Source organism: Deltaproteobacteria bacterium, assembly GCA_020845895.1.
In the GTDB taxonomy this organism is placed as follows: Bacteria; Lernaellota; Lernaellaia; order JACKCT01; family JACKCT01; genus JADLEX01.
The window spans coordinates 1-21,281 of the sequence record JADLEX010000113.1 but is presented as its reverse complement, the minus strand read 5'-3'; the positions used below and the strand labels follow the sequence as shown (position 1 = coordinate 21,281).

Sequence of the window (21,281 nt, the reverse complement as noted above, 5' to 3'; positions counted from 1 at the left end):
GATTCGCTTCCTCACTGTCCCATCTTCAGTCGCGCGCCCGCGAGCATCTTTTCCACGAGGTCGTCGAAGCCGAGCCCCGCGCCGTCGCGCGCCGTCATCGGCAATAGCGACAGCTCGGTCATGCCCGGCAGCGTGTTGACCTCGATGATCACGTACTCACCCGCCTCGGAGTAAATGAAATCGACCCGCGCGCCGCCCTCGACGCCCAGCGCCGTGCAGGCGCGCTCGGCCAGCTCGTACGCGCGCCGCCGGGCTGCGAGGTCGAAGTTCTCCGGCGATGTGACGTATTCCGTCATGCCCGCGGTGTACTTGTGCGTGTAGTCGTAGAATGAGATCTCCTCGCCCTCGACGGGCTTCGGAACGATCTCGACGATGCCCAGCGCGCGGGCGTCGAGCACGCCCACCGACATCTCGCGGCCCTTGATGTAGGGCTCCACCAGTACGCGCCGGTCGTAGGCGAGGGCCTTGGAGATCGCCACGGCGAAGGCGTCCCGGCGCGTGACGATCGAGATGCCGACGCTGCTCCCCTCGGTCGCGGGTTTGACGACCCACGGCAGCGCGAAGGCGTCGGCGATCTGTTCGAAGCGCGCGCCGTGCGTGAGCAGGCGGTGCGGCGCGACGGGCAGCGACTCGGCGGCGAGAATCGCCTTGGTGGCGACCTTGTCCATGGCCGCGGCGGACGCGAACACCCCGGAGCCCGTGTAGGGAATCCGCAGCAGTTCGAGAACGCCCTGCACGCACCCGTCCTCGCCGTACTTGCCGTGCAGAATGTTGAAGGCGACGTCGATGCGCTCGTCCACGAGCCGCGACGCGAGATCCCATCCCACGTCGATCTCAACCACGTCGTAGGCCTTGCGGCGCAGCGCCGCGGCGCAGGCCGCGCCCGACCGCAGGCTCACGTCGCGTTCGGTGGACGGACCTCCCAGCAGCACGGCGACCCGTTTATCTTTCCACATGGGCGACCTCCGTGGCGGGCGCACGGTCGTCCATCGCGGGATCTTCCCCGACGAGGATGACCTCGGTTTTCAATTCGACGCCGTGGACTTCGAGCACTCGGGCCTTGACGATGCCGATCAGCTCGATGATGTCCGCGGCGCGCGCGCCGCCGAGATTGACGATGAAATTCGTGTGCACGTCCGACACCATGGCGTTGCCGACGCGCGTGCCCTTGAGCCCGGCCTGATCGATCAGACGGCCCGCCGGGGCATGTTCGGGATTCTTGAAGATCGAGCCCGCGCTCGGCATCTCGTAGGGCTGGCGTTGGTTGCGCCACGCGATCATGTCGTCGATGGCCTTGCGGATCGCGGCGCGGTCGCCGTCATGCAGGCGCAGCAGAGCCCGCACGACGATGAAGGGCCGGTCCATCGCGAGACCCCGATACTCGAAACGCAGTTCGTCGCGCGCGTAGACGCGGTGCTCGCCGCCGGGGTGCACCATGGCGACCTCGACGAGCGTGCCGGCGAAATCGCCGTCGCGGGTGCCCGCGTTGCCTTTGATGCCGCCGCCGATGGTGCCGGGGATTCCCGCGCCCCACTCCATGCCGGCCAGCCCGCGCCCGGCGCATGCCTCGACCACGTCGCGCACCTGCCGTGCCGCGCCGACGCGCAGGTGCGTCGCGCCGTCGGGGCCGGGCGAAAACACGAGTTCGTCGAAGCCGCGCGTCATGTCGATGACGACGCCGCGGATGCCGCCGTCACGCACCACGAGATTCGTGCCGCTCGCGAGGATGAAAATCGGCACGCCCGATCCGTCGATGAGGCGGAAAAGCGTCTGCAATCCCTCGACGTCCGTCGGCGCGACGAGGATGTCCGCCGGGCCGCCGACGCGGAAGTTGATGCGCTCGGACATGGGCGCGTCGCGTTCGGCCCGGTCGCCGAATGCTCGTGCGAGGTCGCGATAGAGCGCCTCGTATGGCGACGCGGCGTGCGTCACGCGTTTCCTCCGGCACGCGCGACGAGCAGGTCGCGCAGTTCCTTCGCGGTCTTGGTGATGTCGCCCGCGCCGAGCGTCAGGACGATGTCGCCGGGCCGCGCGAGATCGGTGAGCAGGGCCGCGAGCTTTGCGCGGTCGGGCTCGAAGATCACATGGCGATGCCCGCACGCACGGATGCCGTCGGCGAGTTTTTTCGCGGTGACGCCCTCGATGGGTTTTTCCGACGCGGCGTAGATCTCGGTGACGACGAGCACGTCGGCCTCGTTGAACGCCGTGAGGAATTCGTCGTACCGGTCGCGCGTGCGCGAATACCGGTGCGGCTGGAACGCGGCCACGATGCGACGGTCGAACGCGCTCTTGGCGGCGGCGAGCGTGGCCTTCACCTCGGCGGGATGATGTCCGTAGTCGTCGATCACGAGCACGCCGCCCACATCGGCGATGCGGTGGAAACGCCGGTGCGGCCCGGTGAATCCCGCGAGCGCGCCCGCGATGCGGTCGAAGGGAATTTCGAGCTCCAGTCCCACGGCGACCGCCGCGAGCGCGTTGTACACATTGTGCAGTCCGGGCATCGAGATGCGCACCTCGCCGAGCCGCCCCTGCCGCGCGTGCACGACGGCGAAATGCGTGTCGAAGCCGTCGAAGCGGATGTCCTCGGCGGAAAGGTCGGCTTGCGGCGAGAGGCCGTAGGTGACGTAGCGCTTGTGCATCTTCGGCAGCAGCGCCTGCACGTTCTCGTGGTCGATGCACAGCACCATCAGGCCGTAAAACGGGATCTTGTTGATGAAGATCTCGAAGGTCTTCTTCAGGTGTTCGAGCCCCGTGTAGTAGTCCATGTGTTCGGGGTCGATGTTCGTGACCACGCCGATCGTCGGGGAGAGCAGCAGGAAACTGCCGTCCGATTCGTCGGCCTCGGCGACGAGATAGTCGCCCTCGCCGAGCCGCGCGTTCGATCCGCCGATGGAGTCGAGCCGCCCGCCCACCACGACCGTGGGATCGAAATTCGCCGCGCCGAGAATCGTCGCGATCATGCTCGTCGTCGTCGTCTTGCCGTGCGTGCCGGCGATCGCGATGCCGAATTTCTTCATGCGCATCAGTTCGGCCAGCATCTCGGCGCGCGGGATGACGGGGATGAACCGCTCGCGCGCGGCCACGACCTCGGGGTTGTCGGGGCGGATGATCGAGCTGGTGACGAGCACCTCCGCGCCCTCGATATGGGCCGCCGAATGGCCGATCGCGATCGTCGCGCCGAGTTCGCGCAGACGTCGCGTGATGGCGCTTTCCGACAGATCGGAGCCGGACACGACGTAGCCGAGATTGAGCAGCACCTCGGCGATGCCGCTCATCCCGATGCCGCCGATGCCGACGAAGTGAATGGACCGTGTTTTACGAAACATGAGCCAGGCCTCCCAAATCCAGCACGCGCATCGCCACGTGGTCCGCGGCGTCGGGCCGGCCGAACCGCCGTGCGGCCTCGGCCATGGCCGCGAGACGCGAACGGTCGCGGCCGAGTTCGTCGATCACGGCGGCCAGCGAGTCCGCGTCGAGGGCCGCATCGTCGATTGCGCGCGCCGCGCCCGCCTCGACGAGGGCGGCCGCGTTGGCGCGTTGGTGGTCGTCCGCGGCGAAGGGGTAGGGCACGAGCACGCCGGGCAGGCCGAGCGCGGCGAGCTCCGCGATGCTCGTCGCCCCGGCGCGGCACACCACCAGATCGCAGCGCGCGTAGGCCTCGGCCATGTCGTCGATGAACGCGCGCACGTCCACCGCGACGTTTCGCTCGCGGTAGAACGCCGAGACCGTGTCGAAATCGAGGCGACCGGTCTGGTGCGTGACGACGAGATCCCGGCCGATGCGCGGCGCGTTTTTCGCCGCGAACTCGCGCGTCGCCTCGTTGAGACGGCGCGCGCCCTGGCTGCCGCCGAACACGAACAGGTGAAACGCATCTTCCGTCTTCGCCTGCCGGAGCGTCGCGAACCGCTCGACGAGATCCGGCCGAACGGGATTGGCGCAGACCTCGCGGCGGCGGCCGTGCAGGCGCGCGATCGCCGCCTCGAAAGGGGCGATGGCGAGCGAAGCGAAGCGCGACAGAAGTCGGTTCGTGCGACCGGGGATCGCGTTCTGTTCCAACACCACGACGGGAATGCGACGCAGCCACGCGGCGACGCCCGCGGCGAAACTCGCGTAACCGCCCACGCAGACCACCACGTCGGCGCGCGGGCGGCCGAGCAGCCGCCACGTCTGGGCGACGCCGCGCAGCGACGACGCGAGATTGCGCATGGCCCGAATCGCGCCGACGCCCTTGACTGGGCCGCCGGAGACCAGACGCAGTTCCCACCCGGCGGCGGGCACCTTCTCGACCTCGATGCCGCGGGCCGTGCCGACGAACAGCACTTCGGCGCCGGGCGCACGGCGGCGCAGCGCGGTCGCGATGGCGAGCGCGGGCATGAGATGCCCCCCCGTTCCACCGCCGGCGAAGACCACTCTCATCGCGCCGACTCCGGCTCGCTCCAGCGGCTCACCGAGAGCAGCAGGCCGACGAGCATGAAGCTGATGACGACGGACGTGCCGCCATACGACAAAAACGGCAGGGCGAGGCCCTTGGTCGGCAGCAGCGACATCACCACGCCGAGGTTGAGCACGATTTCGAGACCGAGCAGGCTCGACACGCCCCACGCGAGATAGCGACCGAAGGGATCGGGCGCGCGTCGCGCGATTCGCATTCCGCGGATCACGAGAATCGCAAACAGGACCATCGTGATCGCGACGCCGATGAGTCCGGCTTCCTCGGCGATGTTCGAGAAGATGAAGTCCGTGTGAATCTCGGGCAGGTATTTAAGTTTCTGCCGGCCGTCGCCGAGACCACGCCCCCACACGCCGCCGCTTCCCACGGCCACGAGGCTCTCGATGACCTGATACCCGCTGCCGCGCGGGTCGGCCCACGGATTCCAGAAAGCGAGAATCCGTTTGAGCCGGTACGGCGCGGTGATGATGGCCGCCGCGGCGCCGACGAGCGCGGGCGCGGCGAGCAGCACCAGATGCGAGATCCGCGCGCCGCCCACGTACAGCATGACGCCGATGATGAGGCAAAGAATCGCCGTGCTGCCGAAGTCGGGCTGCGTCATGAACAGCCCGACGACGACGCCGGGGATCAGCAGATGGGGAGCGATCCCGAATCGCCACGTCGACATCTTCTCCTCGCCCTTGCGCGCCACGCTCGACGCGAGAAAAATCACGACGACGGCCTTGGCGAGTTCGCTGGGCTGGAAACTCGTGAACCCGAGATCGATCCACCGGCTCGCGCCGCCGCGCCGCGCGCCGAAAGGCTCGATGTGCACGAGAACGAGCAGCGCCACGGTGGCAAAAAGCAGCAGGTACACGAAGCGGGGTTTACCGAGCTTGCGGTAATCGATCCGCGTGACGACGACCATCGCGACGACGCCGGCGAGCGAGAAGAGGAGCTGCTTGGCGAGGTAGTGATTCGACAGGGCTTCCGCGCCGGTGACGACCGTGGCCGAATACACCATCACGACGCCCCAGAACGCGAGGAGGCACGGCAAAACCGCCGTCCAGGGGTCCACCCGGCCGGGCACGAAGGGCAGGGGGCGGTGGTCGTCAAAGCGCACGGCACAGCTCCCGGAAGTGTTCGCCCCGTTGTTCGAAATCGCGATAGGCGTCGTGGCTCGTGCAACCCGGCGAAAGCAGGACCGTGTCGCCGGGGGTTTCGGCGGCCAGCGCCTTCACGAAGGCGTCATCGAGGCGCGTCGCAACCTCGACCGACACGATGCCCGCGAGCTGTTCCGCGATCTGGGGACCCGACTCGCCGAAACAGATCACAAGCCGCGCGCGCGAGCGCAGGAGGTCGGCGAGCTGCGTGAAGTCGCCGCCCTTGTCGTGTCCGCCGAGCAGCAGGATCACGCGTCCGTTCATGGCTTCGAGCGCCGTCGCGACGGCGTCCACCGACGTCGCCTTCGAGTCGTTCACGAAACGCACGCCCTGGCTGTCGAGCACGAATTCGAGTCGATGATCGAGCCCCGGGAACGAGGCCATCGCCGCCGCGATGCCGCCCTCGGTCGCCCCGCCCGCGAGGGCGAGCAGCGCCGCGGCCTCGAGATTTTCGACGTTGTGCGCGCCCGGCAATCGAAACGACGCGAGGTCGAGTTCGGCGCGAAGCGTGTCGGTCGCGATGACGAGCCGACCATCGCGCACATGCGCGCCCGGGCGATCCGGATCGCCGAACCACCACGTCCGCCCGGGGGCGTTGCGCACGTGCCGCGCGGTGCCGTCGTCGCGCGCGTTGAGGATCGAGGTGTCCCGGGCGTCCATGCGCCGGAAGATGTTGAGCTTCGCCCGAACGTAGTCGTCGAACGATGGGTATCGGTCCTGGTGATTGGGCGTGAGGTTGGTGATGAGCGCGGCGACCGGGTGCAGCCGGTCGGTGGCTTCGAGTTGGAAGCTCGACAGTTCGACGACGGCGATGTCGTGCTCTTCGCGCGCGAGCGGCAGGTGCGAGAGCGCGACGCCGAGGTTGCCGCCGACGAAGGGACGCAGGCCCGAGGCGCGCAGCATCTCGCCCGCGAGCGCCGTGACGGTGCTTTTGCCGTTGCTGCCCGTCACGCCGAGCACGGGAACGGACACGAACCAGGACGCGAGCTCCACCTCGGCGACGATCGGCACGCCGCGCTTGCGGGGCGCCCGGAAGATCTCGTGCGCCAGCGGCACGCCCGGCGATACGACGATGAGCTCGGCGCGGTCGAACCACTCCTCGCGGAAAGCGCCGACGCCGATCTTCTCGGCGTATTGCGACGCCTCCATCAGGCCCGGGCCGAGCTTCGAGACATCCGCCTCGTCGGTGACGTTGACGCGCGCGCCCCGGGCGACCAGCAGCTTGAGCGCCGCCATGCCCGAGCGCCCGAGGCCCACGAGGAGCACCTTGCGTCCGTGGATCGCGGTGGCGGCGGAGTCGATGGCGAAGGTCGTCGGCAACGTCGGTGTCCCTATCTCAACTTCAGCGTCATGAGCGAAAACAGCGAAAGAATGATCGACACGATCCAGAACCGGACGATGATCTTGGGCTCCGGCCAGCCCTTGAGTTCGTAGTGGTGGTGGATGGGCGCCATGGCGAAAACGCGTTTGCCCGTGAGTTTGAAGCTCGCGACCTGCACGATGACGCTCACGGTTTCGAGCACGAACACGCCGCCGATCAGAAGCAACAACAATTCGTTTTTGGTGATGCACGCGATCGCGCCGAGCGCGCCGCCCAGCGGCAGCGACCCCACGTCGCCCATGAACACCTGCGCGGGATAAGTGTTGAACCAGAGGAATCCCAAGCCCGCGCCGATCATGGTCGCGCAGATGATCGACAGGTTTCCCGAACCCGAAACGTAAGTGATCTGCAGATAGTTCGCGAGTTTGATGTGCCCCGCGACGTACGCGAGAATCAGGAACGTGCCCGCGCTGATCATCGTCGGGCCGATGGCGAGGCCGTCGAGCCCGTCGGTCAGATTGACCGCGTTGCTCGCCGCCACCATCACGAGCACCATGAAGGGCAGGTAGGCGTACCCGAGATCGATCGAGAAGTTCTTGAAGAACGGCACGGTCATGACCGTCGAGAAACTCGGGTGATGAAAAATCATGAGGGCGGCGGCGAGGCCGAATACGATCTGCCCGGCCATCTTTGCGCGACCGCTCACGCCCTTGGGGTTCTTCTTCGTCAGCTTCAGGTAGTCGTCCCAGAACCCGATGAGGCCATAGCCGACGACGACCGTCGTCACCGACCAGACGTACCAGTCGCGCAGGTCGGCCCACAGCAGGGTCGGGCCGAGAATGGCGAGGATGATGAGACTGCCGCCCATGGTCGGCGTCCCGGCCTTGGACAAATGCGTCTGCGGACCGTCGATGCGGATCGTCTGGCCGATCTTCATGGCCGTGAGTTTGCGGATCAGCCACGGACCGAGCAGAAACGAAAGCAGCATCGCGGTCAGGCTCGCCGCCGCCGTGCGGAACGTCAGATACCGCACCACGTTGAAAACGCTGATGCGGTCCGCGAGCGACACGAGCAGGTGGTAGAGCATCAGAACGCCTCGCCCTTGAGTCCGCGCACCACGAGTTCCATGCGCATCGCGCGCGAGCCCTTTACGAGCACCACATCACCGCCGCCCAGCACGTTGCGCAGGTATTCCACGATGTCGCGGTGATTCGTCGCGTGGACGATTTGCGAGGACTTCATGCCTTCCTCGGTCGCGCCTTCGACCACCCACGGGGCCGACTCGCCGATGACGACGAGTCGCCACACGCCGTTCTTGGCGATGTGACGGCCGACGCGCCGATGCGCGGCCTCGGTCTCCGCGCCGAGTTCCTTCATGTCGCCCATCACGACAACCTGACGGCCGTCGCCCGCGAGCTCCTGCAGCGTCGAAAGCGCGGCGTCCATGCTGCGCGGGCTCGCGTTGTACGTGTCGTCGATGACTTTCACGCGCAGGATGTCGAGGATCCGCATGCGCATCGCGGCGGGACGGAACGATTCGAGCCCCGCGACAATCGTCTCGATCGGAACGTCGAGCTGCGTCGCCGCCGCGGCCGCCGCGAGCGCGTTGTGCACGTTGTGTCGGCCGACGCACGTGAGCGCGACGCGCGCGAACGTCTCGCCCACGCGCAGCGTGAAGTCGATGCCCTCGAAGCTGCGCGTTGCGATGTCGGCCGCGGTCACGTCGGCGGGGTTGTCGATGCCGAAACTGCGCACGGGAAACTTCCCGACTCGGCTCATCTCGAAGACGAGCGGATCGTCGGCGTTGAGTACGGCCACCTGATTCTCGCCGAAGCGTTCGAAGAGCTCGCGCTTGGCCTCGGCCACGTCGCGGATATTCGTCAGGTGTTCGAGATGGACGGGGCTGACGTTGGTCACGATGCCGATGTCGGCGCTCGCGATTTCGGCGAGGCGGCGGATCTCTCCGCGGCGGCTCATGCCCATCTCGACCACCGCCGCGAGGTGCTCGCCGTTCAGCCGAAACAGCGTCAGCGGCAGGCCGATGAGGTTGTTGAAATTGCCCTGCGTCACGAGCACGCGACCGGAGAAGTGCTTGGCGAGAATGGCGCCGAGCATCTCCTTGGTCGTCGTCTTGCCGTTCGATCCGGTGATGGCGACGAGCGGAACGCGAAAGCGCAGCCGGTGCGCGTGGGCGATGTCGCCGAGCGCCGCGAGCGTATCGGTCACGCGCACGAACACGGCGGAGGCATGCGCGGGCGAAGGAACGAACGAACGCTCAACGACGAATCCGCGCACGCCGGCGTCGAAGGCCGCGCCGATGTAATCGTGGCCGTCGAAGTTCGGACCCTTGAGCGCGACGAACCAGTCGCCTTCGCCGATCGTCCGCGTGTCGGTGGAGATCCCCCGAAACTCCCGCGTCGCCGCGCCCGAATCGCCGAAGCGTTCGCCGCCGCTCGTCTTCTCGATGAAATCCGCATTCCAATACGGGAAACTCATCTCGTCTCCGCGTTCATGCCGTGCGACGGCTTGCCGCCGCGCGTTTTTTCAGAGCGGCCGCGGCTTCCTCGCGGTCGTCCATGTGGATCTTCTCGCGTCCGATGATCTGGTAGTCCTCGTGGCCTTTTCCGGCGATCAGCACCGTGTCGCCGCGCCGCGCCGCCAGCACCGCGGTTTCGATCGCGCGTCGCCGGTCGGCATCGACGTGCAGAGCGCGCGAGCCGTCATAAGCGGCGAGCTCGCCGGCCTCGATGCGGTCGCGGGCCGCGTCGGCCAGCCCCGCGAGGATCTGCGCGATGATCGCGTGCGGGTCCTCGGTGCGCGGGTTGTCGCTGGTGACCACCACGACGTCCGACGCCGCCGCGGCCGCGCGGGCCATGAGCGGGCGTTTGCCGGGATCGCGGTCGCCGCCGCAGCCGAAGACCGTGATGAGCCGCCCGGCCGTGAAGCGGCGGCACGCCTCGACGACATTTTCGAGCGCGTCGGGCGTGTGCGCGTAGTCGACGAAGACCGCGACGTCGTCGTCCGTCACGCGCTCCATGCGCCCGGGGACGGCGGGGAGCGCGGCGATCGCGCCCTGCACGGTTTCGGGTGCGATCCCCAGTTCGATCGCGCTCGCGACGGCGGCCGCCACGTTGTGAACCTGGTAGTGGCCGGCGAGGGCGCTCGTCACGTGCAGCTCACCCGCGGGCGTGACGAGGTCGAAGCGCACCCCCGACGCGTCGCATGCATACGACGCGATCCGGTAATGCGCGTCCGCCGCCGCTCCGTACAGGCGCACCCGACCGCGCACGCGGCCGGCGATGGTCCGCCCCGCCGGATCGTCCGCGTTGATGACACAAACGCCGCCATCGGCAAGGTACTCGGTGAACAGCCGCGTTTTCGCGGCGAGGTAGTCGGTCTCGTCGCGGTGAAAATCCATGTGGTCGCGCGAGAGGTTGGTGAACGCGACGAGATCGAACGCAAGTCCCGCGACGCGCGAGAGGGCGAGGCCATGACTGCTCGCCTCCATCACGATCGCATCGACGCCCGCACCCCGCATGCGCACGAAAAGAGCCGCGAGATCGGGCGCCTCGGGCGTCGTGTTCGGCGCGCCCTCGGTGATGCCCGCGTAGCGATAGCTGACGGTGCCGACCACGCCGGGCCGCCGCGCGGCGCGCTCGAGGATCGCTTCCATCAGGTACGTGAATGTCGTCTGGCCGTTCGTGCCGGTGACGCCGACGCGCGTCATGCCGCGCGTCGGATCGCCCGCGAGCCGGTGCGCCATGCGCCCGAAGACCTCGCGCACGTTCGGCGCGACGACCACGGCTTGCGCCGAGGAGACGAGGTCGGACGCGGCGAGGATTGCGGCGCCGCGCGCGGCGGCGTCCGGGGCGAACGTCTCGCCGTTGCGAATCGGATCGACGGCCGCCGCAAAGAGCACGCCCGGCTCGGCGCGCCGCGAGTCGAGCGTGAGCGCGCGGATCCGGGTCTCGCCGCCCCGAAGGACGGTCACCGGCATGTCCGCGCACAGTGCGTCGAGCCGCATCAACACCTCAACTCGTGGGACGAAAGACCACTTTGATCTTCCGTCCGTCAGGCAGCGGCGCGCCGGGATCGGGGACCTGCTCCACCGAGATTCCGCCGTTGCCGATGACTTCCAGTTCCAGTTCCGCCGTGCCCGCGATGCGCACGACCTCGGTGATCGGCAGGCCGATCAGGTTCGGCACGAGGTCGTCCATGATCGCCGCCATGTCGGCGTCGGAGACGCCGGGGGTGTCGTCGTTTTGCACGACGTAAACGCCGGGCTTGTTCATCGGCTCGGTCGGCATCGACGACGGCGGCACGTTCAGGTAGCGAAGCGTGCGCTCGGCGATCGTCGCGAACACGGGGCCGGCGGCCACGCCGCCGTATCGCTCGCCCGTCGCGCCCTGGGGATCGTCGAGCACGACGATGAGCACGAACGCGGGGTTTTCGGCCGGGACCGCGCCGATGAACGACGCCACGCGCGCGGTGACGTGATATCCGCCGGGGATCGCCTTTTGCGCCGTGCCGGTTTTGCCCGCGACGCTGTAGCCGGGGAGATGCACCCACTTCGCGGCCGTGCCGCCCGGCTCGGTCACCCGCCGCATCATGCCGGTGATGATCTCGCTCGTTTCCTTCGAGAGCACGCGGTCGACGATTTCCGTGGTGCGCTGCACGCGAACAGCGCCGGTCTTGTCGCGCACTTCGGAGACCACGTACGGGCGCACCAGCGTGCCGCCGTTGACGAGCGCGGCGTAGGCCGCCGCCATCTGCACGCAGTTCACCGAAATGCCCTGGCCGAACGACAGATTCGACAGGTGGATCTTGCGCCAGTCGTGAGCGGCGGGCATGAAGCCGTTGCTTTCGCCGGGGAACCCGAGGCGCGACTTGCGGGCGAATCCGTAGCGCTCGAGCCAGTCGTGCATCAGATCCGGTCCGAGACGGAACCCGATCTTCGAAACGCCGATGTTGCTGCTCTTGGCCACGACCTCGGTCAGCGTGAGGTGTCCGTAGGGGTGTGCGTCGTGAACGATGTGCTTGCCGACCGCGAAGCTGCCGTTTTCGCAGAAGAACGAATCGGTCGGCTTCACGAGACCCGACTCGAGCGCCGCCGCGACGATGAACGGCTTGAGCGTGCTGCCCGGCTCGTAGGTGTCCACCACCACGTGATTCGTGCGCACGAATTGCGGGTAGCGCGAGCCCTGGTTCGCGTTGAACGACGGCGCCTGTCCCATCGCGTGGATCTCGCCGGTGTCCGGTTTCATCATGAGCGCGGTGACCATGTGCGCGCGCGTCTTCTTCAGGACGTCCTGTAGCGCCTGCTCGACGATGCCCTGAATCTGGTGCTCGATCGTGAGCCGGACCTCGCCGCCGTCGCTGGTCGTCAGATCCTGCAATCCGTTGGACAAGAAGATGTTTCCCGAGGCGTCGCGCTCCACGCTCATCCGCCATGGGTCGCCGCGCAGTTCCACGTCGTGAATCGCCTCGACGCCTTCCAGCCCGATGCCGTCGAGGCCGACGACACCGAGCACCGGCGCCGCGAGCTCGCCCAGGGGATACCGGCGGTCGCTCTCTTTCAGGCGTTCGATTCCCGCGATCTTGCCGAGGCCGTCGAGCGCGCGGCTTTCCTCGGCGCTGATCTTGCGCTTGATCCACTCGAAGCGCCGCGACTTGTCCGCGAGCTTGCCGGCAAGTTGCCGGGGATCGACCTTGAGGATCGGTGCGAGCGCGGCCACCGCCGCCTGCGGGTCGGTCACCATCGCGGGATCGGCAATGACGGAATCGACGTCGAGCGAAAACGCGATCGGCTGGCCGTTGCGGTCGAGGATCGGCCCGCGTCGGTGCGTCAGTTCGATTTCTTTCTTGTGGCGCTGCGAGGCGAGGTTGTCCCACTTGTCGTGCTGGACGAACTGAAGCTGAACGGCCCGTGCGAAGAGCACGGCCATGATCGCGACGAACAGGACGCCGACGACGATCGTCCGCGACTCGAACAGGTCGCGTCCGCTTCGTTTCAGAACGATCCGTCGTTCAGGGGTTCGTCGGCTTCGCATAGTCCGTCGTGATGTTGACGATCTGTTGAGATGTGGGAACGACCAGCCCGAGCCGTCGCGCCTCGCCTTCGAGGCGTCCGGGGTTCGTCAGGTGGTGCAGCTCGACCAGATTCGCGTTGCGCTCGTTCGCCAGATTCTGCCGTTCGTAAATGGCCGTGCTCATGAGTCGGCCGAGGTGGACGCGCTGCGCGCTCGACCAGACCGCGAGGAGCAGGCAGACGAGTGTCACCCCGAGCAGCGCGCCGATGACGATCCACTCCCAGCGCGTGAAACTCACGAGGGGTTTCGAGACGCGGCGCACGTTCTGCCGTCGCGTGATGGTCTGCGTCATGGTGAGCGATCGCGACATGCGTCCTCCCTCTAGGCTGCCCGGCCGCCGACGATCTCGACGGCGCGCAATTTCGCGCTCCGGGCGCGCGGGTTCTCGCGAACCTCGTCCTCGTCCGCGATTTCGGGTTTTTTCGTCAGAATCCGGGCGAAGGGCTCGCCGACGGGCCGGCCCGTGATCGGGTCGGTCTCGACCGTCGCCCACCGGCGAAAGGTCGATTTCACGATCCGGTCCTCGAGCGAATGGAACGAGATCACGACCAGACGCGCTCCGGGCTTGCACCGGCGCGCCGCCGCGGGCAGGAACGCCTCGATCTGCCCGAGCTCGTCGTTCACCGCGATGCGGATCGCCTGAAACGTGCGCGTCGCGGGATCGATGCGCGACGCCGCCCACTCGCGTTTGGGAATCGCGCGACGAACCGCGTCGGCGAGCGCGCGCCCCGTCAACTCGGCGCCCGATTCGCGCAGCGTCACGATCTCGCGGGCGATGCGCCGGGCATGCCGCTCTTCGCCGTATTCAAAAAGAATGCGCGCGATTTCGGCCTCGCTCGACCGTTTCAGCAGCGTGCGCGCGTCGAGCGGCGCGTCGCCGTCCATGCGCATGTCGATCGGCGCGTCCGACGCGAACGAAAATCCACGCCCGGGCGCGTCGAACTGCATGGAGCTGACGCCCAAATCGGCGAGAACGCCGTCGAGCGCCGGGACCCCGGCGTCCGCGAGCGCCGCGTTCACATCGGCGAACGCGCCATGCACCAGACGCACGCGATCCCGCAACGGTTCGAGCCGTCGCCGGGCGATATCCAAAGCTGTGTGGTCCCGATCCATGCCGATCACGATTCCGGTGGACAGCCGCCTGGCGATCGCCTCCGTGTGCCCACCGGCGCCCACGGTTGCGTCGAGGTAGGTCCCCTCGGGCAGGACCCGTAACCATCGCATCGCGTTTTCGAGCAGGACGGAGCTATGCCAAGCGCCGTCCGTCATCCCTCAAACCACCCGGTGGGCCAGCCCGGAAAAATCACATGCCGAATTGCCGCCGCCCAATGTCATTTCCCGCACCGTCATTTCAAAGGTTCCGACATACCGCTGATATTCGCGGCGAAATTCTCCCGGGACCGGCTGAAAACCTGCCGGAAGACCTCCGCGTTGTAGATCTCGATCGTCTGCGACATCCCCACGACCACCACCTCGCCCCGCAGACCCGCCTCCTCGCGAAGACTGGGCGGCACCAGAATCCGCCCCGCCTTGTCGAGGGTGATCGGCTGCGCCGCGGACACGTAGTAGATCATGATCTCGCGCGTGAGCTGCGCCTTGGGCGGCATGGCCTGGACCCGTCGGACGAAAGCTTCCCATTCGTCGTGGGGGTAGATTTCCAAGCAGCGATCGCCGTTGGTGATCCAAAGCGGGCGGTCGAGGGCGTCGCCGAGCTGTTCGCGCAGGGAGGCCGGCAGCGCCAGACGCCCCTTGGCATCCATGCTCATCGTGAATCGCCCGCCGAGGAGTCGCTCTCCATTTTCCGGCATGAACTCGGCCCACCAGACCCATGAAATGGGGATCGCCGACACGATCGCACACAAATCCCCACCTGTCAAGAACTATCTGACGTGAGAGAAAGGGGTGATCTACACCCCAGGGTTCAAAAATTGTCAGAAAAATCAAGGGATTATTGGCAATTTTCGGTGACAGGGATGGCCGCAGAGCGGATTCGGAGATTCACGGACAGACATCTCTATCTTAGCGAAAAATATCGAGAATTTTTGATATCCACAGCTGTGGACATCGGTGGGGAAAAGTGTTGGTCGATTTTCGCAAGGCTTGCTATGGACTCTCAACGGACGGTGAGAAGCCACGAAATCTCGGATTCCCGACCCGATTGGCCTGGAGGTCGAGCTTCTATTCCGAAAGACGCGTGAGTTCGGTGGGGGGTCGGGATGAACTGCGGGGGAGAGGTGGGGATTCGTCCCACATCCGAGTCGGCAAATTTCGTGAAATTTCCCGGTCGGTTACGACCCGAGCAGCCGACGCGCGGCGTCGGCCGGGTCGTCGGCCCGCGTGATGGGCCGACCGACGACGAGATAGTCCGCCCCCGCGGCCAGCGCCTCGGCCGGCGTGACGGTGCGTTTCTGGTCGCCGGCCTGCGACCAGGGCGGGCGGATTCCCGGCGTGACGCACAAAAAGTCGTTACCGGCTTCGCGCTTGATTCGCGCCGCTTCGCGCGCCGAGCAGACCACACCGTCGAGGCCGGCTTCGCGTGCCGCCATCGCCAAACGCGCCGCCGCGTCGTCGGACGTTCCCGCCATTCCGATCCGCGCGAGGTCGCTGTCGGCGAGACTCGTCAGGACCGTGACCGCGATGACCAGCGGCGCGGTCTGGCCGCACTTCGCGGCTTCGTCACGGGCCGCCTCGGCCGCGGCGCGCATCATGTCGCCGCCGCCCGACGCATGCACGTTCGTCATCCAGACGCGGAGCCGCTTCGCCGCGCGCACGGCCTGGGCGATGGTGTTGGGGATGTCGTGAAATTTGAGATCGAGAAAAACCCGATGACCATCGGCGACGAACCGCTCGACCAGAGCCGGTCCCTCGGACACGAACAGCTCGAACCCGATCTTGATCGCGCCGACGTGGCTGACCAGCCGAGCGGCGACGTCGCGCGCCCGGGCGGCATCGGAAAATCCAGCGCGACGATGATGGGACTGGTCATGCCCTCACACGTTCATCGCACCCGCGACCAGCGACCGGACCCGCTCGACAACATCGGCGACGGGCACGGGCTCGAAGGGCGCTCCCGGTTCGGCGCGGCGCTTGAGTTCGACGAACCCCTCGGCCAGCCCCTTCGCGCCGACCGTCAGGCGCAGCGGCAACCCGATCAGATCCGCGTCCTTGAACTTCACGCCCGCGCGCTCGTCGCGGTCGTCGTAGAGCACCTCGACGCCCGCCGCCTCGAGGTCGTCGTGGAGTTTCTCCGCGAAGGCCAAAACGTCGTCCTTGGGCGACGCCGCGATGAGCGCGACGTGATACGGCGCGAGCGGCATCGGCCAGATGATTCCCGCGTCGTCGTGGTTCTGCTCGATCGAGGCGGCGACCGTGCGTCCAATGCCGATTCCGTAACAGCCCATCACGACCGGCACTTCCTCGCCCTTGTCGTTCAGCACCACGCAGTGCATCGACTCCGAGTATTTCGTGCCGAGCTTGAAGATGTGCCCGACCTCGATGCCGCGGTCGAGTTGCAAGCGTCCCTCGCACACGGGGCATGCGTCGCCGTCGACCACGTTGCGCAAATCGGCGAACGCGGGCGCGGGGAAATCGCGACCGATGTTACAGCCCGTGAAATGCGCGTCGGCCTCGTTCGCACCGACGACGAAGTCGGCCATGTGCTCGACTTCGAGATCGGCGATGACGCGGATGGAGAGCCCGATCGGTCCGGCGAATCCGACCGGAGCGCCGGTGACGCGCTGCGTGGTCTCGGGATCGGCCATCAGCAGCTCGTCCGCGCCCAGCAGGTTTTGCAGCTTGACGTAGTTGAGTTCGCGGTCCCCGCGAACGAGCACGGCGACCGGCGTGCCATCGGCGACGAAGATGAGCGTCTTGAGGAGTTGATCGGCCGTCTTGCCCAGAAACGCCGTGACCTCTTCGATCGTTCGCGCACCGGGGGTATCGACGCGCGTGAGCGCCGCGGGCGAAGCGGGCTTTTCGGCGCCCACCGGTGGGCGCGTGGACGCCTTCTCCAGATTTGCCGCGTAGGAGCACGCATCGCACGACGCGACGGCGGATTCGCCCGTCGCGGCGAGCACCATGAACTCGGACGAAAACGCGCCGCCGATCTGGCCCGAGTCCGCGGCGACGGCTCGAAAACGAAGGCCGCAGCGCTCGAAGATCCGGTGATACGCCTTGCGCATCGCGTCGTAGCTCTTGTCGGCGCCGGGCTCGTCGGCGTCGAAGGAGTAAGCGTCTTTCATCACGAATTCGCGGCCACGCATCAGGCCGAAGCGAGGGCGGATCTCGTCGCGAAACTTCGTGTGGATCTGGTAGAGGTTGATCGGAAGCTGCCGGTACGAGCGCACGTCGCGTCGCACGACGTTGGTGATGACCTCTTCGGCGGTCGGCGAAAAGCAGAACTCGCGGCCGTGCCGATCCTTGATGCGCAGCAGTTCCGGACCGTATTTCTGCCAGCGGCCCGTCTCCTGCCACAGTTCGGCGGGCTGGATGACCGGCAATACGACTTCCTGCGCCCCCGCGCGGTTCATCTCCTCGCGAACGATCGCCTCGAACTTGCGAAACGACCGCAACCCGAGCGGTAACACGTCGTAGATGCCGGCCGCGAGTTTCCGGATCAATCCCGCGCGCATCATGAGCGTGTGACTGACGACCTCGGCCTCGGAGGGGTTTTCCTTGAGCGTGGGGATGAGCATCCGCGAATAGCGCATCGATCGTTCCTTGCAATGGGAGCCGGTTCGCGGACCTTATAGGGGTTCGACGCGCGGGCGTCAATTTTGGCGGTCCCCACCGCCGCGACCGCGCGATCAAAGTGATCCGTGGGACCGCCGAGCGCCGTCTCGGCCACACGTTCTCGTTCGACGCGTGCGGGCTGCCGCCATGTTCGAGGCGTGCGGCCAGGAATTTGGGGCTGAGGGGTGTCGACGAATAACGGCCAGCTTTGCTCCCCCAAAAGTACTTGATTTTTTGTTTGACATATGAATCACGACTGCGCTACACTAATCCAGTTGCGAAATCTGCATGGGATGAGTGGCCGATAGCTTCGACCCGGCGACGAAAAGGCCCTTCACAAATGCTTCGGCGCAAACAATTCGGCTTGCGTCCGCGCAAGAATGGCCCCGAACCGACACGCCCCCGTCGCCCCTTCACCCTCCTATTCCATCCTTCGAATCGAAAGACAGACCCCTTTTTCGGATGCTCTGTCTTGGCTCATCGTCGAGTAGGCAATTTGCCGCGCGGGGGTGCCGCCTCGCGGCGTAGCTTCATGGAGCGCTTGGACTGCGAGTGTGACCGTGATTTCCCGGTCGATCTGCCGCAGCGCGGCATTCCCTTGCAACCACCTGACGTTGGGAGAACATTATGAGGTTAATACTAGCGACGTCAATCGGCCTGTTGTTAACAGGAATCATTGTGTTTCAATTATCCAATCTTAGCGTTGACGATGGCGAAAGCATAATTGACAAAACAACCCTTGTACAAGCGGGCAGTTCGGAAGACGGATTAGAGGAAGGGCTGGGCGAGGGAGCAGATGTTACATGGGTAAGTGAAGAATCGTCGTTACTCGGCGACAATGGATATTCACCCACCGGGACCTTGATCATTCGCGGAGCAACAAACACAAGCATATATATTGAAGCACAAATAACTGCCAGAATCGGGCCCCTTTCGAAGAAAATCTATCAAGACGCGTTTTTTCTGGCACCTCTTTCGGAAAAATCCATTCAAATTTCAATCGGTGACGCCCGAAACCTTCATGAGAAACAATTTGAGTATGCGACAAAATTGCTCGGCTACGTCAGCGCCACGCGTGAGGAGACCGGCCGTCGTTACACGCAATTAGTTCCAACGCGCTTTCTGGTTTATCGTGATGACTTGAAAAACTACGAATTGATCAACGACGACACCCTCAGAAGTAAATATCCGTATGGTTTCACGACAACCGAAGGTCAAGACGTGGTCCGACGAATTCTCGAAGAAACACCAAAAGGTGAATTCATCGAGGAGATTGGACCGGGTATTGTTCTTGAGGAAGCGCGCTGATGCAACTGACGCAAAATGGAGGCTTGCTATGCGTTCGCTGAGAAATTCGACGTTGGTCCACCTGCTCGCGGTGATCTGGTTTGTGTTGTCACCTTCTGCGGTCACGTTGGCGAGCGCGACCGACGATATCATAATTTGTATCAAATATGAAACGCATTTTGAAGATTGGGAGATGGGAGATTATTACAAATTCTCTTCGCCGCACGACTACGATGCCATTCGCCCACATGTGCGTGTGCGCGATAATGATACAAGTAGCGTCATTTATAACTCCTACACAAACCCGGGAAATTGCACGCCAACACTATCTCTGGATTCGGCTCACGATTTTGAAATCAAAGTATATGCCGCGGCGCGGTTGAGCAATAACAACGAGATAAAAGTTTATGACAACTATTTGGACCCGGTTTGGCATGCGCAGGTTCTGAGTGCGAGTTGGAACCCGCTTCGCGATGGAACTTATACATTGGTGCATCAGTACAACTCCACGTTCAAGGTTTCAAACGTCCTCGCGGCTGCGGGCTGGGCCGTGGACAGGCGCCATGCTGGCTTGTCAAACTTGGATATTACGTATTTTACCGATCCGTGCCCTGGGTCCACGAATTCCTGTTTTCAAGTGAATGGAGGAAATCATCGGATCATGATCGGACCAGATGACCTTGACAGAAAGTCAACCATAACGCATGAAACAGGACATGAGATACTTTATCAAAAAAATGGAAACGATGGACATACGAATGATTGCACCTATGAGGGGACTGGCGATTGCTGGGATAGTCGTTTTTGTGACACGTGTCATTGTAACAGATGTCTCGAGTATCAAAGTTGTGCTTCGTGGGAGGGGTTTGCAGAATTTTACATGGTGGCTGCATGGAATGATGCAGGTGGCGCAGATTGTGACTACAATGACAATAATGAATCTTGCGAAAACGACGGCAATTGGATTTCAGAGGGGAACTGCTGTCAAACGTGTTTTGGTCGTGCGACGGAGTGGGACTGGGTGCATTTTTGGTGGGATATGTATAGCGACGAAGGTTACGCTGTTTCGGACATCGCACAAATATATAATATATCCAATCCGGAGAACTGGGACCCTTGGTACGATGTGTATTATTTGATAAAGGACGCCGCAATGGATTTCGGCGTCAGCGAGTCCGTTTGGGACGACTGGGCGGACTTCAACGGGATCGGTCAGTGAAAGGAACCCCAACATGCGACTTGCACTATTCGTTATCGGAATAGGGCTGTTCGTTCTCTTCAGCCATGCATGCGGAGGCGATGACAACGACAACGACAACGACGTCGAAAGCGATGACGATGACGACGGTCAAGACCCGGATGACGATGCCGACCTCTGCAGCGATCAGGAGTTCATCGGCGGTACCTGGGAGGACGTTTCCACCGGCCTCCTCTGGCAGACTGGGCGCTCTTGCGACAGGCGCAGATACGGGGCCGCTGAGGAATATTGCGATGTGCTGACACTGGGGAATTTTTCGGACTGGCGCTTGCCGACCATCTCGGAGCTGCGAAGCCTTGTGCGAGGTTGCGCGGCGACAATGGCAGGCGGTGACTGCGCGGCGACGGATGAGTGCTATGACAGTGAATCGTGTGAGAATGACTCTTGCGTAGGATGCTCGTATGGTAAGGGGCCAAATGAATGGTGTTATGGCGCTGAAGAACTTGATGCTCCTTGTGGTTGGTTCTGGTCCTCCACTCCGCGATCAAACACAACTGAGAACCGATGGTGTTTGAGATATGAATCCGGCGGAGTCGGTTCATGCGAAACAGGAGACGATTCGGAAGGTGGAGACCTCGGACATCTGGTCAGGTGTGTGCGGTCGTCGGTAGAATAACGAAATGGATCGGTCAGCGCCGACGAGCGCGTCTGCAATACGATGCCGGAACCCTCACCTCGTCCCGCGAAGATCCATTCGGGTCCGAGCCTCAGGGTCGAAGACAGGATCGAAGACGCCACCCTCTCCCGTCATGCGTCGTCCCTGAAAAAAGCCTTAATTGATTGAAAACACTGGACAAATAGTCGATTTTGTGCTAGTTCTTTTCACCGGGAATCGGGCATAACAACCCCCAAAACCGGTGACAGCTGGCGCCAAAGCAAACCCCGCCGCTCTCGGATTTCGACCTCTACCGCAGCCACGTCAACCAGATCCGAAAACCAGCGCCACGAGCTGATTCCGCTCGGCAAGGCGATCGACTGGTCGATTTTCGACCGGGAGTTCGGC

18 protein-coding genes are annotated in these 21,281 nt (G+C 64.6%); 3 read left to right on the top strand and 15 right to left on the bottom strand.

The window, feature by feature from the left end:
* Positions 1-11: 11 nt before the first annotated feature.
* The 15 genes from IT350_15435 to IT350_15365 all read right to left on the bottom strand — a co-directional run bounded on the left by IT350_15435 (position 12) and on the right by IT350_15365 (position 17,711).
* A complete protein-coding gene (locus IT350_15435) occupies positions 12-956 on the bottom strand; it encodes a D-alanine--D-alanine ligase (protein ID MCC6159442.1) in 945 nt (314 codons plus the stop codon).
* Positions 943-1,932 carry a UDP-N-acetylmuramate dehydrogenase gene (murB, locus tag IT350_15430; protein MCC6159441.1) on the bottom strand — a complete coding sequence of 330 codons (990 nt, stop codon included), beginning with the start codon at positions 1,930-1,932 and terminating at the stop codon, positions 943-945. The genes IT350_15435 and murB overlap by 14 nt, the downstream gene beginning before the upstream one ends.
* Positions 1,929-3,326 (bottom strand): UDP-N-acetylmuramate--L-alanine ligase, encoded by a 1,398-nt coding sequence (locus tag IT350_15425; protein MCC6159440.1) that lies wholly within the window; start codon positions 3,324-3,326, stop codon positions 1,929-1,931. Before IT350_15425 ends, murB begins: the two co-directional genes overlap by 4 nt.
* Positions 3,316-4,416: an undecaprenyldiphospho-muramoylpentapeptide beta-N-acetylglucosaminyltransferase gene (gene murG, locus IT350_15420; GenBank protein ID MCC6159439.1), complete on the bottom strand. Its 1,101-nt coding sequence runs from the start codon at positions 4,414-4,416 to the stop codon at positions 3,316-3,318. The genes IT350_15425 and murG overlap by 11 nt, the downstream gene beginning before the upstream one ends.
* Positions 4,413-5,552 (bottom strand): putative lipid II flippase FtsW, encoded by a 1,140-nt coding sequence (gene ftsW / locus IT350_15415; GenBank protein MCC6159438.1) that lies wholly within the window; start codon positions 5,550-5,552, stop codon positions 4,413-4,415. The genes murG and ftsW overlap by 4 nt, the downstream gene beginning before the upstream one ends.
* The gene (gene murD / locus IT350_15410; protein MCC6159437.1) at positions 5,542-6,912 is read right to left on the bottom strand and encodes a UDP-N-acetylmuramoyl-L-alanine--D-glutamate ligase; all 1,371 of its coding nucleotides are present in this window, start codon (positions 6,910-6,912) and stop codon (positions 5,542-5,544) included. Before murD ends, ftsW begins: the two co-directional genes overlap by 11 nt.
* 11 nt (positions 6,913-6,923) lie before the next feature.
* Positions 6,924-8,000, bottom strand: coding sequence for a phospho-N-acetylmuramoyl-pentapeptide-transferase (locus tag IT350_15405; GenBank protein MCC6159436.1), 1,077 nt, complete (start codon positions 7,998-8,000; stop codon positions 6,924-6,926).
* A complete protein-coding gene (murF, locus tag IT350_15400) occupies positions 8,000-9,409 on the bottom strand; it encodes a UDP-N-acetylmuramoyl-tripeptide--D-alanyl-D-alanine ligase (GenBank protein MCC6159435.1) in 1,410 nt (469 codons plus the stop codon). Before murF ends, IT350_15405 begins: the two co-directional genes overlap by 1 nt.
* A 13-nt stretch (positions 9,410-9,422) precedes the next feature.
* Complete coding sequence (locus IT350_15395) at positions 9,423-10,937, bottom strand: UDP-N-acetylmuramoyl-L-alanyl-D-glutamate--2,6-diaminopimelate ligase (protein ID MCC6159434.1); 1,515 nt, start codon at positions 10,935-10,937, stop codon at positions 9,423-9,425.
* 7 nt (positions 10,938-10,944) lie between these two features.
* Positions 10,945-12,963: a hypothetical protein gene (locus IT350_15390; GenBank protein ID MCC6159433.1), complete on the bottom strand. Its 2,019-nt coding sequence runs from the start codon at positions 12,961-12,963 to the stop codon at positions 10,945-10,947.
* Positions 12,941-13,312 (bottom strand): cell division protein FtsL, encoded by a 372-nt coding sequence (locus tag IT350_15385; GenBank protein ID MCC6159432.1) that lies wholly within the window; start codon positions 13,310-13,312, stop codon positions 12,941-12,943. Before IT350_15385 ends, IT350_15390 begins: the two co-directional genes overlap by 23 nt.
* Positions 13,313-13,323: 11 nt before the next feature.
* On the bottom strand, positions 13,324-14,271 hold the full coding sequence (rsmH, locus tag IT350_15380) for a 16S rRNA (cytosine(1402)-N(4))-methyltransferase RsmH (GenBank protein ID MCC6159431.1): 948 nt from the start codon (positions 14,269-14,271) through the stop codon (positions 13,324-13,326).
* A 77-nt stretch (positions 14,272-14,348) separates the two neighbouring features.
* Positions 14,349-14,852, bottom strand: a complete 504-nt coding sequence (locus IT350_15375) for a division/cell wall cluster transcriptional repressor MraZ (protein ID MCC6159430.1) — start codon at positions 14,850-14,852, stop codon at positions 14,349-14,351.
* A 438-nt stretch (positions 14,853-15,290) separates the two neighbouring features.
* Positions 15,291-15,920 (bottom strand): orotidine-5'-phosphate decarboxylase, encoded by a 630-nt coding sequence (pyrF, locus tag IT350_15370; GenBank protein ID MCC6159429.1) that lies wholly within the window; start codon positions 15,918-15,920, stop codon positions 15,291-15,293.
* Between the two features lie 72 nt (positions 15,921-15,992).
* The gene (locus tag IT350_15365; GenBank protein ID MCC6159428.1) at positions 15,993-17,711 is read right to left on the bottom strand and encodes a proline--tRNA ligase; all 1,719 of its coding nucleotides are present in this window, start codon (positions 17,709-17,711) and stop codon (positions 15,993-15,995) included.
* Between the two features lie 649 nt (positions 17,712-18,360).
* Here IT350_15365 and IT350_15360 point away from each other — a divergent pair.
* The 3 genes from IT350_15360 to IT350_15350 are packed head-to-tail and all read left to right on the top strand — an operon-like array spanning position 18,361 to position 20,894.
* The gene (locus tag IT350_15360; protein MCC6159427.1) at positions 18,361-19,041 is read left to right on the top strand and encodes a hypothetical protein; all 681 of its coding nucleotides are present in this window, start codon (positions 18,361-18,363) and stop codon (positions 19,039-19,041) included.
* A gap of 28 nt (positions 19,042-19,069) precedes the next feature.
* The gene (locus IT350_15355) at positions 19,070-20,239 is read left to right on the top strand and encodes a hypothetical protein (GenBank protein MCC6159426.1); all 1,170 of its coding nucleotides are present in this window, start codon (positions 19,070-19,072) and stop codon (positions 20,237-20,239) included.
* Positions 20,240-20,252: 13 nt separating this feature from the next.
* Positions 20,253-20,894 (top strand): DUF1566 domain-containing protein, encoded by a 642-nt coding sequence (locus tag IT350_15350; protein ID MCC6159425.1) that lies wholly within the window; start codon positions 20,253-20,255, stop codon positions 20,892-20,894.
* Positions 20,895-21,281 lie beyond the last annotated feature (387 nt).

Bases quoted from the DNA above. Each gene is read 5' to 3' on its own strand.
- IT350_15435 (MCC6159442.1), bottom strand. From the start codon at position 956: ATGTGGAAAGATAAACGGGTCGCCGTGCTGCTGGGAGGTCCGTCCACC.
- IT350_15425 (MCC6159440.1), bottom strand. From the start codon at position 3,326: ATGTTTCGTAAAACACGGTCCATTCACTTCGTCGGCATCGGCGGCATC.
- murG (MCC6159439.1), bottom strand. From the start codon at position 4,416: ATGAGAGTGGTCTTCGCCGGCGGTGGAACGGGGGGGCATCTCATGCCC.
- IT350_15405 (MCC6159436.1), bottom strand. From the start codon at position 8,000: ATGCTCTACCACCTGCTCGTGTCGCTCGCGGACCGCATCAGCGTTTTC.
- murF (MCC6159435.1), bottom strand. From the start codon at position 9,409: ATGAGTTTCCCGTATTGGAATGCGGATTTCATCGAGAAGACGAGCGGC.
- IT350_15395 (MCC6159434.1), bottom strand. From the start codon at position 10,937: ATGCGGCTCGACGCACTGTGCGCGGACATGCCGGTGACCGTCCTTCGG.
- IT350_15390 (MCC6159433.1), bottom strand. From the start codon at position 12,963: ATGCGAAGCCGACGAACCCCTGAACGACGGATCGTTCTGAAACGAAGC.
- IT350_15385 (MCC6159432.1), bottom strand. From the start codon at position 13,312: ATGTCGCGATCGCTCACCATGACGCAGACCATCACGCGACGGCAGAAC.
- rsmH (MCC6159431.1), bottom strand. From the start codon at position 14,271: ATGACGGACGGCGCTTGGCATAGCTCCGTCCTGCTCGAAAACGCGATG.
- IT350_15365 (MCC6159428.1), bottom strand. From the start codon at position 17,711: ATGCGCTATTCGCGGATGCTCATCCCCACGCTCAAGGAAAACCCCTCC.
- IT350_15360 (MCC6159427.1), top strand. From the start codon at position 18,361: ATGAGGTTAATACTAGCGACGTCAATCGGCCTGTTGTTAACAGGAATC.
- IT350_15355 (MCC6159426.1), top strand. From the start codon at position 19,070: ATGCGTTCGCTGAGAAATTCGACGTTGGTCCACCTGCTCGCGGTGATC.
- IT350_15350 (MCC6159425.1), top strand. From the start codon at position 20,253: ATGCGACTTGCACTATTCGTTATCGGAATAGGGCTGTTCGTTCTCTTC.